The sequence below is a fragment of the Herbaspirillum lusitanum genome, assembly GCF_046025995.1.
Classification (GTDB): Bacteria; Pseudomonadota; Gammaproteobacteria; order Burkholderiales; family Burkholderiaceae_D; genus Herbaspirillum; species Herbaspirillum lusitanum_A.
In genome coordinates this window covers 142,620-156,742 of sequence record NZ_JAQQFM010000003.1, presented here as the reverse complement: position 1 = coordinate 156,742, position 14,123 = coordinate 142,620, and the positions used below count along the sequence as shown (strand labels likewise).

Below are 14,123 nucleotides of genomic sequence, written 5' to 3'. Positions count from 1 at the left end.
GCGCCGGTTTTGATTCTCGGAGATCGAGCATGCTGGAAATCAACAATGTGTCCATCGAATACGCTGCGCGCAAGGGTCCGCCCAGTCTGGCGCTGGACAATGTTTCGCTGTCGATTGCGGCCGGCGAATTCGTGGTGGCGCTGGGCGCCTCGGGCTGCGGCAAGACTACGCTGCTCAACACCATAGCCGGCTTCATTCCGGCCACGCGCGGCGAAGTCCTGCTCAACGGCGCGCCGGTGGAAGGCCCCGGCCACGAGCGCGGGGTGGTGTTTCAGAAGCATGCGCTGATGCCGTGGATGAACGTGGTGGAAAACGTGGAATTCGGTCTGCGCCTGCGCAAGATGCCGCTGCACGAACGGCGCCGCATCGGCCTTGAATGTCTGAGCAAGGTCGGCCTGCTGCAGTCGGCCTATAAACAGGTCTACGAATTGTCGGGCGGCATGCAGCAGCGCGTCGGCGTGGCGCGCGCGATTGCTTCTTCGCCCTCGGTGATGCTGCTGGATGAACCGCTGGGCGCGCTGGATGCCTTCACCCGCGAATCGATACAGGAACTGCTGCTCAACTTGTGGGACGAGGCCAAGGGCGTATTTTTCTTCATCACCCATGATGTGGAAGAAGCGCTGTTCCTCGCCACCAGACTGATCATCATGGCGCCGCATCCGGGCCGCGTGGTGCATCAGATGGAATTGCCGTTCGCGCGCCAGTATCTCGACACGCGCAACGCCCGCGCCACCAAGGCCAGCCCGGAATTCATCGCGGCCCGCGAGAAGGTCTTGACGCTGGTGCATGAAAGCTCGTCGGGGGGCATGCACTGATGTCTTCATCATCGTCTTCCCTGCCGCCCTTAGCCACATCAACATCCGCCGGCGCGCCGCCACTGGAGTCGTCCATGCAATCCGATCCCGCTGCTTCCGCTCAGGCTCATGCTCCGGCTTCCGCCGCCAGCCTTGCCCGCAAACGCAAAAAGGCCGCACGCAATTACGGCGTGCTGGGTCAGGGCAGCACCTGGGCCATCAGCAGCATCACCATTCTGGCCTTGCTCGCGCTGTGGTGGCTGGCCACTTCGCTGAACTGGATCAAGCCGCTGTTTCTGCCGACGCCGCGCGCCACCTTCGACGCCTTCGTCAGTGCGCTGCAAGGCAATACCCAGGGCGATACGCCGCTGGCGCAGCATGTGCTGATCAGCATCACGCGCGTGATGTCGGCCTTCGTGCTGGCGGTGCTGACTGCTGTGCCGGTCGGCATTGCCATGGGCACCTCGCGCATTGCGCGCGGCATCGCCGATCCCATCATCGAGTTCTACCGGCCGCTGCCGCCGCTGGCCTATCTGCCGCTGATCGTGATCTGGCTCGGCATCGATGAAAGCGCCAAGGTCACGCTGATTTATCTGGCCTGCTTCGCGCCGCTGGCGATGGCCTCCAAGGCAGGCGTGCGTTCGGTCGCGGTGGAACAGATCAATGCCGCGCGCTCGCTCGGCGCCAGCAACTGGCAGGTGATCCGCCTGGTGGTGTTGCCGGCGGCGCTGCCGGAGATCCTGACCGGCATGCGCATCGCCATCGGCTTCGGCTGGACCACGCTGGTGGCCGCCGAAATGGTGGCGGCCACCGCCGGCATCGGCCAGATGGTGCTCAACGCCTCCAACTTCCTGCGCACCGACGTGGTGATCATGGGCATCGCAGTAATCGGCGTGCTGGCTTATGGCATCGATGTGCTGATGCGCAAGCTGGAGCTGCGCCTGATTCCCTGGAAGGGAAAGATGTAGCCTTGGCGCGCGGCACGTGACCGGACACGGCCATGCCTGGACAAAAAATTCTTGGAGAAAACAGTGCGCAGCAGCGACGCCCATCAGGTCATGTGGCACCAGATTTTTCCCGAGCCGGACCGGCGCGGAACGACGCTGCAGAGCCAGCTGCGGGTCTGCTTCGTCGATGCGGTGCTGGACGGCCGCCTGCTGGCCGGCATGCGCCTGCCGTCGAGCCGCGAGCTGGCGGACATGCTGGCGATCTCGCGCAATACGGTGGTACTGGTTTACGAAAAACTGGCGGAAGACGGCTATCTGGAAAACCGTCCGCGCAACGGTTACTACGTCAGCGATGAGTATCTGCGCCACGTGCGCGAGTCGACCGCCTACAGCGCGACGACCAGTCCGAATCATCAGAATCAGCCCGCCAATGATCTGCGCCACGGTCAGGCAGTCGACTGGCATGCGCGCATGTGCCCGCTGCCGGCCATGAAGTGGCTGGACAAACCCGGCGACTGGCAACGCTATCGCTATCCGTTTCTGTACGGCCAGTTCGATCCCTCGCTGTTTCCGATTGCCGACTGGCGCGAATGCAGTCGCCAGGCGCTGGACGTGAGCTCGATACGCGGCTGGGCGCCGGACGCCATCGACAGCGACAACGCCTCGCTGGTCGATCAGCTGATCAAGCGCGTGCTGCCGCGTCGCGGTATTGCCGCCAAGCGCGAAGAAGTCTTGCTGACAGTGGGCGCACAGCAGGCCCTGTATCTGGTCAGCGAATTGCTGGTGCCGCCCGGCTCGACGGTGGCGGTGGAAGACCCAGGCTACATGGATGCGCGCAACATCTTTCTGCGGCGCGGCGCCTTGCTGCAGGGACTGGGACTGGATCGCGACGGCGTATTGCCCGATCCGGCCGTGCTGGCTTCATCGCAGACCGTGTATTGCACGCCCAGCCATCAATGCCCGAGCGGCGTCACGCTCAGCACCGAACGCCGGCTGGCCTTGCTGGCCTGGGCCCGCGAGCACGACGGCATCCTGATCGAAGACGATTACGACGCCGAAATGCAATACGCCGGCAAGCCTTCCCCGGCCCTCAAAGCCATCGACCATGACCGCCGCGTGATCTACATCGGCAGCCTGTCGAAAACCTTGTCGCCGGGATTGCGCATCGGCTACGTGGTGGCGCCGGCCGAGGTCATCGTGCAGTTGCGGGTGCTGCGGCGGCTGATGATCCGCCATCCGGCCACCAACAATCAGCAGGCGGCGGCGCTGTTCATTTCGCATGGTCACTACGACCGTTTTCTGCATCTGATGCGGGATGAACTGGCGCGCCGCGCCGCGCTGCTGATCGAGGCCGTGCGCAGGCACCTGCCGGAGATGGATTTCGTGGCGCCGGACGGCGGCTCGGCCTTATGGGGATCGTTCAACGGCAAGGCCGGCACGGAAGTGAATGCGGTCAATGCGGTCAACACGATCGATACGCGCGAGCTGCGCAAGACCGCGGCTGAGCATGGGATTCTGTTCGAATCCGGCGAAGCCTTCTTCCTGTCGCAACAAGGGCAATTCAATTGCATACGGCTGGGGTTTTCTTCGATTCCGGCCGATCGCATTGAGCCGGGCATCAAGGAGCTGGCGGCCTTGCTGCCACGACGGCGCGGTCTGAAGCTGGCCTGATTTCGGCCGCATCCGCTTGCAAGCGGATGCGGTTCACAACCATTCGTCCCGCAACCAATACCAGCGATACAGCATGTTCTGCCCGAGGCGGCGGAACGGCGCGGCCCATTCGCCCTGATTCGGAAACGGCAAAGGACTGTCGTAGATCGGCAGATCGATACTGGCATCGTGCTTGCCGGCCACGCGTTCAGCCATGCGGCGCCCGGCATGCGCGGAGAACGACACGCCGTTGCCGCCATAACCGAGCGCGTAGTAAATGCTGTGCGCCGGATCGGGCTGCACCACGCGCGGCATCATGTCGTGGCTGACATCGACCCAGCCCCACCACGAGTAATCGATCCGGATGCCGGCCAGCGCCGGAAACTTGCGCGCCAGGCCATCCACCAGCAGACGGTAGTGGGCGTCCTTGCCGGCATCGGCGCCGGTGATGGAACTGCGGCTGCCGATCTGCACCCGGTTGTCGGGCAGCAGACGATAGTAGAAACGCAGGGTGCGGGTATCGGTCAGGGCCTGATGCGTGAGGAAATTGGTGGCCTGCAGTTCGGCCGGCGTGAGCGGGCGCGTGACGATGGAATTCGACAGCACCGGAAACACCCGGTTTTTCAGCAGCGGCGTGAGACCCGGCGCAGCGTAAGCGCCGGTGGCAATCGCCACCGCACGCGCCCGCACCACGCCGCCCGGCGTGCGCAGATGATGCACGCCGCCCCTGGTCTCCCAGCCGGTCACCGGGCTCGACGGATGTACTTTGGCGCCCAGCGCGCGCGCCTTGCTGAGATAGCCGAAAGCCAGCTTGAGCGGATGCACGCAGATGCCTTCCGCCTCGTGCATGGCGCCGGCCGCTTCCTGATCGCCGCACCAGTCGCGCCGCACTTCGTCGCCGCTCAGAATGCGCGTGTCGTAGCCGAACTGTTCGCGCATGACGCGCGCCTCGTTCCCCAGAAAGGCCATCTTCTTGGGGCGGTGCGCGATGTAGAGATGGCCGCCGGGTTGCGGGTCGCAATCGATCTGCGCCACCAGATCCTTGAAGGTGTCGAAGCCGTAACGGATTTCTTGATCCAGCCGCAAGGCGGTTTTCAAACCCCAGCGCTCTATCCATTGCGAACGGTACAAGCGGCCGCTGGCGTTTTGCCCTTGTCCGCCGTTGCGGCTGGTGCAACCCCAGGCGACCTGATTGGCCTCCAGCACCGTGGCGCGGATGCCGTGCTCCTGCGCCAGAAACAAGGCCGTGGCGAGGCCGGTGAAACCGGAGCCGATGATGACCACGTCGGCATCGACATCACCGGCAATCGGGCCATCGTCTTCAGGCGGCTGACCGGCGCTGGCGACCCAGTAGGTCGGCGCGTAAGCGCGGTTGTGGCCGATGCCGGGCGAGACCAGCGGATCGTAGCTGGGATCGTAGGGCGCAGCAGCCGGAGCAGCGGCGGCGGTAATTGCAGAAGAAGTGGCGAAGGCAGAGTAAGGGCTGTGCATGGCGGCGTCCGTCGGGTTCTTCGACATGCTCAGGCCGGCAGACGCGGACGGTCTTTGCGGAACACATTCTTTTCCAGAATCTTGCCGTCGCGGAACACGAACAGATCGACGCCGTCGGACTCCGAACGCGTGCCGTCGGCGGCGGTGCCGGTGAAGGTCCACTCCGACACCCCGCGCTGGCCGTCGGCGCTGAGCCAGTGATGGCCGTTGCGCCACTGGGCGTCGGGAAAGTTGGTCCAGGCGCCGGCGAAAGCCTTGCTGACCGCAGCGTGGCCGACGTGGCGCGTGCCGCAGGCATCCGGCCCGGCGGCGGTGAGGAAGACGCACTCTTCATGCATGAAACTCATCAGGGCCGGCAGATCGTGGCGGTTCCAGGCGTCGGAAAACGCCTGCAGTATTTCGATCGTAGCGCTGCCTTGCTTCTGTTGCGACATGGATAACTCCCGGACTGATGGCCCCGGACAGGGCGATGGACACAGACTAAAGGCGCGCTGGATCCAGCCATAGAGCCAGGACCCGTTTTCGATCAGGCCAGCATGTTCAATGACGACCGGCAGATAGACGCGACCGACAATTTTCATCGACATTTCTGCTCGACATTTCGCCGTGCAGATTTGTGGCAATGGCATGGAAGCTGCTTCTCCACAAGTGAGCCGTCAGCGCTCACCCACGCGCCATTTGCCCACGCCGCCCAAGAGGATCCGCCATGACCATTTCTTCCACCGCAGCAACACCGCCGGGCGCAGATGCGCCGGCGGAACGCGATCAGACCTTCCGCCGCATCGTCTGGCGCATCATTCCCTTCGTCACGCTGGTGTGGTTCCTGGCCTGGGTCGACCGCGTCAACGTCGGCTTCGCCAAGCTGACCATGATGAGCGATCTGCAATGGTCGGATGCGGTCTACGGCGCCGGCGCCGGCATCTTCTTCATCGGCTATTTCATCTTCGAGGTGCCGAGCAATCTGCTGCTGCAAAAGATGGGGGCGCGCACCACCATCATGCGCATCACCATAGGCTGGGGCATTACCTGCATCCTGATGGCCTGGGTGCAGTCGCCGACCCAGTTCTACATCCTGCGCTTTCTGATGGGCGCGTTCGAAGCCGGCCTGCAACCGGGCGTGATCCTGTATCTCACGTTCTGGCTGCCGACCCATCGGCGCGGCAAGGCGCTGGCGATCTTCGTCTCGGCTTCGGCAGTGTCGCTGGTGGTGGGCAGTCCGCTGGCGGCCTACATCATGGAGTCGACACAGGGCCTGGCCGGCTACAAGGGCTGGCAATGGTTGTTCCTGGTGGAAGGCATTCCTTCGATTCTGGCCGGGCTGGCGGCTTACTTCGTGCTGACCGATCGTCCGGCCGATGCCCGCTGGCTGAGCGCACGCGAGAAGGCGCACGTCGCGGTCGAACTCGATGCCGAAGATCAGGCGCTGGGCCCGCGTGAACACAGCTTCTTCGGCTCGCTGCGCAGCGCGCGCATGTGGGCGCTGATCATGGTGTTCTTCTGCATCATCGCCGGCAATGCCACGCTGGTGTATTACGGCCCCAGCCTGGTCAAGGAAGTCGGCGTGACCGATATCAAGACGCTGGGCTGGGTCATGGGCGGCATCTATTGCTGCGGCTGGGCGGGCATGGTGATCAACGGCTATCTGTCGGACCGCTTCAAGGAGGTGCGCGGCCACACTGCCGCAGCCGCCGCCATCGGCGCGCTGGGTCTGTTGCTGGCAGCTTATTTCCTCAATGAAAAAAGCATGATGGGCGTGATCCTCTCGCTGGCGCTGTCATCGGCCGGCACCATGGGGGCGATTCCCGTGTACTGGCAATTGCCGGGCCGCTATCTGTCGGGCAGCGCCATCGTGATCGGTCTGGCGGTGATCAATTCGGTCGCCAATCTGGCCGGTTATTTCTCGCCGCAACTGCTGGGCTATCTGAAGACCTCGACCGGCCGCTATAGCCAGGGACTGACCATGATCGCGATTGTCGAATTCATGGCGGTGGGCATGATCTTCCTGTTCATCGGTAAAGCTGCGCCGGTGCCGACGCCTGCGCTGGCGCGCTGATCACGGCGGGCGCAAGGAAAGCTTGCTTTAACGACAAGCTTTTCGGCCTTGCATCTGCCGCACATCCAAGACCGTCGCCGGAATTCTGCGGTGACGGTTTTTTTGATCCGGCCGCAAGTTTCTAGCGCCTGGAAAAAACAGCTGCACGCGAGAACCTCAGGCTTCAGTAAAATGTCCTATCCCCCGGATCAACGAGAGTTGCAGGCAGATGGCTTCCTTACTGGAACAGAACATGGCAAACAGGCTGGTTGCATTTCCCCTCCCCTCTGGCCCTGCCCAGACGCTTGCCGACCATGCATTGGCCTGGCCCATGCGGAGTAAGGCCGCATGAGCGAGCTGCGTCCTTCCCGCATATTGCTGATCGACGACGGCGCCGATGCGGAGGCCTTGCCGGGCCTGCTGCAACTGCTCGAAGTCGCGCCCACGCTGGCGCTGTCGCGCGAGGAAGCGCTGATCAAGATCGGGCAACTGTCCTTCGCGGCGATCCTGTTGACGCCCGGCATGGCGGCCGCGCACGGACTGGAACTGGGACGCCGGATTCGCGCCCATCCCGAATCGCAATGGACGCCGCTGATCTTCTTCACCTCCAGCGCCTTTGCCTTCGACAGCGAACAGGCCTGGTCGCTGGAGGCCGTTGATGTGATCGACCTGCCGGCGCCGAAGGCCGCGCTGCAATCCAAACTGCGCTTTCTGAGTGAACTGTTCCGGCGTCGGCAAACGCCGGCGGCTGATCCGGCCTCATCGGCCGACGCCGAAGACGAACGCCTGCGCGCGCAGCAGGAGTCGGAACAACAACTACGCACCTACGAAACCATTCTGTCCAACACGCCCGATCTGGCCTACGTGTTCGACCTCAACTATCGCTTCACCTACGCCAACAAGGTCTTGCTGCAAATGTGGGGCCGCAGTTGGGAAGACGCCATCGGCAAGAATTGTCTGGAGCTGGGCTACGAGCCCTGGCACGCCGAAATGCACGGCCGCGAGATCGATCAGGTGCGCGCGACCGGCAAACCGATACGCGGCGAAGTGCCCTTCAATGGCGAATTCGGACGCCGCATCTACGATTACATTTTCGTGCCGGTGTTCGGGCCGGACGGCGAGGTCGAAGCCGTAGCCGGCACCACGCGCGACGTGACCGAACGCAAAGAGGCCGAAGAAAGCCTGCGTCTGAGCGACCGCCGCAAGGATGAATTTCTGGCCATGCTGGCGCATGAATTGCGCAATCCGCTGGCGCCGATCAGCACCGCCGCGCATCTGCTCAAGGTACAGGCCGGCGACAACCTGCGCATCCGCCATGTGAGCGACATCATCTCGCGCCAGGTCAAGCACATGACGGTGCTGGTCGACGATCTGCTGGATGTCTCGCGCGTGACGCGCGGGCTGGTGGATCTGGAGCAGGACGATCTGGATCTGAAGCTGGTGGCGGCGAATGCCACCGAACAGGCGCGGCCCTTGTTCGAGACGCGCAAGCATGTGCTGCACATGCGCATGGATGCCGGCGTCATGCAGGTGCGCGGCGATCGCACGCGGCTGATTCAGGTCATCGTGAATCTGCTCAACAATGCCGCCAAGTACACCCCGCCGGGCGGTGAAATCGGGCTGGACCTGAGCACCGCCGGCGATGTGGTGAGCATCAGCGTGACCGACAACGGCATCGGCATGGATGCCGAACTGCTGCCGCATGTGTTTGAATTATTCACTCAGGCCGAACGCACGCCTGACCGCTCCCAAGGCGGACTTGGCATCGGTCTGGCGCTGGTGCGCAGCATTGTCGCGCTGCATGGCGGCGAAGCGCAGGCGTATAGCGAAGGCCCAGGTCGCGGCAGTCGGTTTTCATTTACCTTACCGCGGCTGGAGCAAAAAGCGGAGGCGCCCGACGCGCGTGAATTTCCGGCAATGGAAGCGGCCGCCGACCCCGTGCAGCCGCTGCGCATCATGATCGTCGACGACAATCTGGACGCCGCGCAGACGCTGGCCAGCTTGCTGGAAACCCAGGGCCATCGGGTACACGTCGCCGCCAACGGTGCCGATGCGCTCAACGATGCCGCCAAGCGCATGCCGCAGGTATTCATTCTGGATATCGGCCTGCCCGACATGGACGGCTACGAACTCTCGCGCCGTTTGCGCTTGCGTCCGGAGATCGCGCACGCCATCTATATCGCCCTGACCGGCTACGGCCAGACGCATGACAGGCTGCTGTCAAAGGTGGCCGGGTTTCACCATCATTTCGTCAAGCCCATGGACATGCAGCAACTGCAGTCAATACTGGCGAAGCTGGGCTGATCCGGGGATGATTCCGCCAGGCCGTTTCAGTTGAAGCGGTCCATCAGCGCCGAGACCAGATAGGCCACGATGGCGGCGGTCACCGACCACACCACCAGGCGGTATTGCGGAATGAAGCGCGTGATGAACGGCAGCAGGAAGTACAGCACGACGCCGATCAGGATGCAGGTGATGATTCTTTTCATGGACGAAGCAGGAAGCCGTTAAAGGAAGTTGCGGCTGCCATGATAATGCGTTTTCAGACCGCAGGGGCTCCGATCTTGGCAAGAGGCAACTGCGCCTGATTCTGTATTCCCCGGCTGATCCGGCGCCCCGCCTCTTTCCTGTTCCGACTTTCCTTTCAATGCGCGTCCGGCGAAGGGGCCTTGGGCGCCGCCACCGTGCGCATCAGCGGCACCATCAGCGTGGCCAGCAGGAGGCATAGCATCACTGCGAAGAAGGCATCGGCAAAGGCCTGGGTCTGCGCTTCGCGCAGGGTCAGGCGCGCCAGATTATGCAGTGCGCCGCCAGCTTCGTTGAGGGGATCAAGTCCGGCTGCCAGCAGACCGGCGCCGCCGTTTTTCAGCATGTCCTGCATGGCCTCGTTACCGGCCTGAAGATGTTCCGCCAGCCTGAGAAAATGCAGATTGGTACGGTCATTGAGAATGGTGCCGCACAAGGCAATGCCGATGGCGCCGCCCAGATTGCGCATCAGATTGAACAGGCCGGATGCCAGCTTGAGCCGCTCCGGCGCCAGCGATCCCAGCGTCAGCGTCACCACCGGCGCTACCGAAAATTGCTGCGAAAAACCGCGCAGCGCCTGCGGCAGCAGCAATTCATGCCAGCCCCAGTCATGCGTGATGGGGGTGAAGTTCCACATGCTCAGCGTGAAGCAGGCGAGGCCGAACATCATCAGCCAGCGCAGATCGTAGCGGCGCGCAAAGAAGGCATAGACCGGAATCGCCAGTACCTGAAAAATGCCGGTGGAAAAAATCGCCAGCCCGATATCCAGCGCGCCGAAACCGCGCACGCGCGCCAGAAACACCGGCGTCAGATAGATGGTGGCGAACAGGCCGAGGCCGGTGACAAAGGAAAAGAAACAGCCGAGCGCAAAGTTGCGTTCTTTCAGCGCGCGCAGATCGACCACCGGTCGCGCAAAACTGAGACTGCGCCAGATGAAGGCAATGCCGCTGATGGCGGACACCCATGCGGTGGTGCGGATCAGATCGTCGCCCAGCCAGCCATAGCGAGGGCCCTCCTCCAAGGTGTATTCGAGGCAGCCGAGAAACAGCGCCATCAGAATCATGCCGGCATAATCGGCGCCGCGCAGCAGCGACAGATCAGGCTTGTCGATACGCACCAGCATAGGCACCACCACCGCAACGAAGATGCCCGGCACCAGATTGATGAAGAACAGCCAGTGCCAGGAATAGCTGCTGGTGATCCAGCCGCCGATGGTCGGCCCCAGGGTAGGCGCCAGCGAGGCCAGCGCACCGACGGTCGCAGCCGCCAGCACGCGCTGATTGCCCTGAAAATAGAAGAAGGCGGAAGTGAACACCATGGGAATCATCGAACCGCCGAGAAAGCCCTGCAGCGCACGAAACGCGATCATGCTGTTGATGTCCCAGGCCATGCCGCACAGCAGACTGGCGAGCGTAAATCCGACCGCCGACGCGCTGAACAGCCAGCGCGTGGACATCACGCGCGAGAGCCAGCCCGACAGCGGGATCACGATGATTTCGGCGATCAGATAACTGGTTTGTACCCAGGCGGTTTCATCGGCTCCGGCCGACAAACCGCCGCCGATGTCGGCCAGCGAGGCCGAGACGATCTGGATATCGAGCAGCGCAATGAACATGCCGACGCACATGCTGGCGAAGGCGAAGATCCTGGTGCGGGTGCTGAGCTCAAACGAGGTCACGACGGGCGTGGCGAGAGCTCCTCCCTGCGCCGGCGAACCTGCTGCTGCGTTGGCGACGGCCATGATCAGCTCCGCCTGGGGCGGACAGCATCTTCATCGGCGCGCTCTTGCCTGGCCTGAGCTTGGCTTTTTGAAGATTCGCGCTGATCGACTTCGGCCGTCACGGAAAGTCCGGGGCGCAGTTTGCCGAGGCGCGCATCTTCGCCGTCCAGCATCACGCGCACCGGCACCCGCTGCACGATCTTGGTAAAGTTGCCGGTCGCATTTTCCGCCGGCAGCACGCTGAACTGGGCGCCGGTGGCCGGAGCCAGACTCAGCAGATGGCCGTGAAACACGCGCCCGGGTAACACATCCGCATGAATCGTGACCGGCATGCCCGCTTGAAATTGCGCGATCTGGCTTTCCTTGAAATTGGCATCGACCCACAGGCCTTGCTCCGGCACCACGGACAACAGCTGTGCGCCTATGGTGGCATAGGCGCCGGCGCGGGCGCGCCGATTGCCGATCACGCCATCGACCGGCGCGCGCAACTCGGTGTAGCCGAGATTCAACTGCGCCATGTCACGCTCGGCGTTGGCTTGTGCCAGTGCGGCCTGCGTGCGCTGCTTCTGCGCAGCCAGTACATCCAGCTGCGCCTGTGCCGCGTGCAAAGCCGCGAGCGCTTTCTGGCCGTTGGCCCGGGCCTGCTTGTAATCGGCATCGGCCTTCTGGAAACTCTGCAGCGACACCACCGCCTTTTCCGACAGATTGCGATAGCGATTCTGGTCGTCGCGCGCGCGCTCGGTTTCGGCATTGACGGCGCGTGCGCCGGCTTGCGCCTGTTCGATCACGGCGTATTGCAAGCGACGTTCGGCGTCGATATTCTCCAGCGCCGCCTGCTGCGCAGCGACCTGCGCTTCGGCGCGCGCCAGCGCGGTGCGGTAGTCGCGGTCATCCAGCTTGACCAGCAGCTCGCCGGCGCGCACCTGCTGATTGTCGGTCACCAGCACGCGTTCGATGTTGGCGGCGACCTTGGGTGCGATCACGGTGATGTCGCCGCCGACATAGGCGTCATCGGTGCTTTCCATATAACGGCCGACGCTGAGCCAGTGCTCAAGATAAATACCCGCAGCAATCAGGACTGCCAGCACGACGACGAGCTTTGCGATTCTGGCGCGCGAGGTCTTGTGCGAGGTCTTGTGTTTCGCGCCATTTATTTCGGCGCCGGCCTGCTTGTGCGCAGGCGTGGTTGGTGTGCTCACCGCCGCTTCCGGTACGGTCGCCGTAGCTTGTTCCGTCATGCTTGCCTCTGAGAGTTGGAGTGGATGTCTAGCCGCCGGCATGCGCATTGCACTGCTCGGCAATTCCTTCTGATTGATCAGCCCCTTCATTTCCTGCGTGCCTGAAATTAACAGTTGCTTTCAATTTGATAGTGAGTTTAAACTTCAAACTATCAATTTGCAAGTCACTTGTTATTTTCGTTGTTCCGACCGGAAAAAATCATGCGCACACCTTCCGTCTTACTTCATCTGAGCAGGCATATGCACCGGCGCCTCGGCCGCCGTACTGCGTTCGGTCTCAGTGCGCAGGCGCTGGCCGTTGCGGCCTTGCTCAGCGCCTGCGCCAGCGGCCCGGACTATCAGATGCCAGCCGCTTCCGATGCGCCCTTTCACAACGCCGCATTGCTGCAACAACGCGATGCCGGCGATAGCGCAAGCGCCATGCCGCCGCTGGATCAATGGTGGGAGGGATTCAAGGACCCGCAACTGACGGAAGTCATACGCCGTGCGCTCGATCAGAATCTCGATCTGGCCGCTTCGCTGGCGCGCGTGGAACAAGCGCGGGCGGCGGCCGAGGTCAGCGGCGCGCGTAAATTGCCGCAGGCGGCCTTCAATTCCGACGCCGCACGTGCGCGACAATCTCTGCAGAGCCCGCTAGGGAAAATCGCCAGCAGGCAGCCCGGCTACGAGCGTACGCAAACCTTGTATGAGGTCGGCGCCGGCGCCAGCTGGGAACTGGATCTGTCGGGAGCCTTGCAGCGCGGGGTGGAAGCCGCCGGCGCCGAACAGCAGGCGGCTGAAGCGCAGCACATGGGTGTGCGCATTTCGATTGCGGCCGAGGCTGCCGATGCCTACTTCCGCATACGCGGCGCGCAGGCGCGCATCGGCCTGGCGCGGCATCAGGTCGACACCAGCAATGAATTGCTGCGCATCGTGCGCCTGCGTCTGCAGGATGGCATGTCCACCCGCGGTGAAATGGCGCAGGCTGAATCGCGTCTGGCGCAGACCCGTTCGCTGTTGCCGCCGCTATATACCGAGCTGGAACGGCAACTCAACCGGCTCGATGTATTGATGGGTGCAAGGCCGGGGACATACTCGCAACAGCTTGGCGGGCCCGCCGGCCTCACCGTGGTGCCGGTCATCAGCGTAGCTGACGGCAGCGCTGCACTGCTGCGCCGGCGACCGGATGTGATCGCAGCCGAACGCACGCTGGCGGCATCGAACGCGCGTATCGGCGTAGCCATGGCTGAGTACTATCCCAAGCTTTCTTTATCGGCGCTGGCCGGCTTCCAGAGTCTGGGAGCAGCCGGACTTTTCAGTGCTGACAGTGTGCAAGCGCAGGCCGGTTTCGGTCTGCGCTGGCGCCTGTTCGACTTCGGCCGCGTGGATGCGGAAATCGCACATGCCAAGGGGGTGAACGCCGAAGCACTGGCACGCTATCGCCAGGCCATGTTGCATGCAACCGAAGATGTGGAAAACGCCATCGCGACACTGGCTCAGCTGGAGTTGCAGAGCAAGGAATTGAATGCCGAGGTCGATGCGCAGGTGCGCGCGCGGACGGCATCGGAGGAAGCTTACAAGGGCGGCGTGGTCAGCCTGTCGGAGGTATTGACTGAAGATCGCCTGCTGCTGGCGGCGCAGGATCAGCTGGCGCAGGTGCACGCCGACAATGCACGCGCGGCGGTGTCGGCTTTCCGCGCTTTGGGTGGCGGCTGGTAAGTGCCGCTGAGCGCGCCTGATTCGCGC

General features: G+C 63.2%; 11 protein-coding genes. 6 read left to right on the top strand and 5 right to left on the bottom strand.

All coding sequences use genetic code 11. The features are described from left to right. Positions 1-29 precede the first annotated feature (29 nt). From PQR62_RS06590 to pdxR, 3 genes are all read left to right on the top strand, one after another. Positions 30-815 (top strand): taurine ABC transporter ATP-binding protein, encoded by a 786-nt coding sequence (locus tag PQR62_RS06590; protein ID WP_408156041.1) that lies wholly within the window; start codon positions 30-32, stop codon positions 813-815. Positions 816-889: 74 nt separating this feature from the next. Beyond that, entirely contained in the window at positions 890-1,762 is an 873-nt protein-coding gene (locus PQR62_RS06585) for an ABC transporter permease subunit (protein WP_408156040.1), read from the top strand. A 63-nt stretch (positions 1,763-1,825) separates the two neighbouring features. Continuing rightward, a complete protein-coding gene (gene pdxR / locus PQR62_RS06580) occupies positions 1,826-3,412 on the top strand; it encodes a MocR-like pyridoxine biosynthesis transcription factor PdxR (protein ID WP_408156039.1) in 1,587 nt (528 codons plus the stop codon). A 33-nt stretch (positions 3,413-3,445) separates the two neighbouring features. Here pdxR and PQR62_RS06575 read toward each other — a convergent pair whose 3' ends face one another. Both PQR62_RS06575 and PQR62_RS06570 read right to left on the bottom strand, forming a co-directional pair. Continuing rightward, on the bottom strand, positions 3,446-4,909 hold the full coding sequence (locus PQR62_RS06575) for an NAD(P)/FAD-dependent oxidoreductase (protein WP_408156036.1): 1,464 nt from the start codon (positions 4,907-4,909) through the stop codon (positions 3,446-3,448). A 2-nt stretch (positions 4,910-4,911) separates the two neighbouring features. Then, positions 4,912-5,316, bottom strand: coding sequence for a nuclear transport factor 2 family protein (locus tag PQR62_RS06570; protein WP_408156034.1), 405 nt, complete (start codon positions 5,314-5,316; stop codon positions 4,912-4,914). A gap of 272 nt (positions 5,317-5,588) precedes the next feature. Between PQR62_RS06570 and PQR62_RS06565 the strand changes: the two genes are divergently transcribed. Both PQR62_RS06565 and PQR62_RS06560 read left to right on the top strand, forming a co-directional pair. Continuing rightward, the gene (locus tag PQR62_RS06565; protein ID WP_408156032.1) at positions 5,589-6,935 is read left to right on the top strand and encodes an MFS transporter; all 1,347 of its coding nucleotides are present in this window, start codon (positions 5,589-5,591) and stop codon (positions 6,933-6,935) included. Positions 6,936-7,262: 327 nt separating this feature from the next. Beyond that, complete coding sequence (locus tag PQR62_RS06560) at positions 7,263-9,218, top strand: hybrid sensor histidine kinase/response regulator (protein ID WP_408156030.1); 1,956 nt, start codon at positions 7,263-7,265, stop codon at positions 9,216-9,218. Between the two features lie 26 nt (positions 9,219-9,244). Here the strand turns inward: PQR62_RS06560 and PQR62_RS06555 are convergent, their stop codons facing one another. The 3 genes from PQR62_RS06555 to PQR62_RS06545 form a co-directional block, all read right to left on the bottom strand. Then, a complete protein-coding gene (locus PQR62_RS06555; protein ID WP_408156027.1) occupies positions 9,245-9,403 on the bottom strand; it encodes a hypothetical protein in 159 nt (52 codons plus the stop codon). A 155-nt stretch (positions 9,404-9,558) separates the two neighbouring features. Continuing rightward, on the bottom strand, positions 9,559-11,181 hold the full coding sequence (locus PQR62_RS06550) for a DHA2 family efflux MFS transporter permease subunit (protein ID WP_408156024.1): 1,623 nt from the start codon (positions 11,179-11,181) through the stop codon (positions 9,559-9,561). A 2-nt stretch (positions 11,182-11,183) separates the two neighbouring features. Then, positions 11,184-12,398 carry an HlyD family secretion protein gene (locus PQR62_RS06545; protein WP_408156021.1) on the bottom strand — a complete coding sequence of 405 codons (1,215 nt, stop codon included), beginning with the start codon at positions 12,396-12,398 and terminating at the stop codon, positions 11,184-11,186. A gap of 240 nt (positions 12,399-12,638) precedes the next feature. On the opposite strand from PQR62_RS06545, the gene PQR62_RS06540 reads away from it, so the two are divergent. Then, positions 12,639-14,096, top strand: a complete 1,458-nt coding sequence (locus PQR62_RS06540; protein ID WP_408156856.1) for an efflux transporter outer membrane subunit — start codon at positions 12,639-12,641, stop codon at positions 14,094-14,096. The last annotated feature ends 27 nt before the right edge of the window (positions 14,097-14,123 follow it).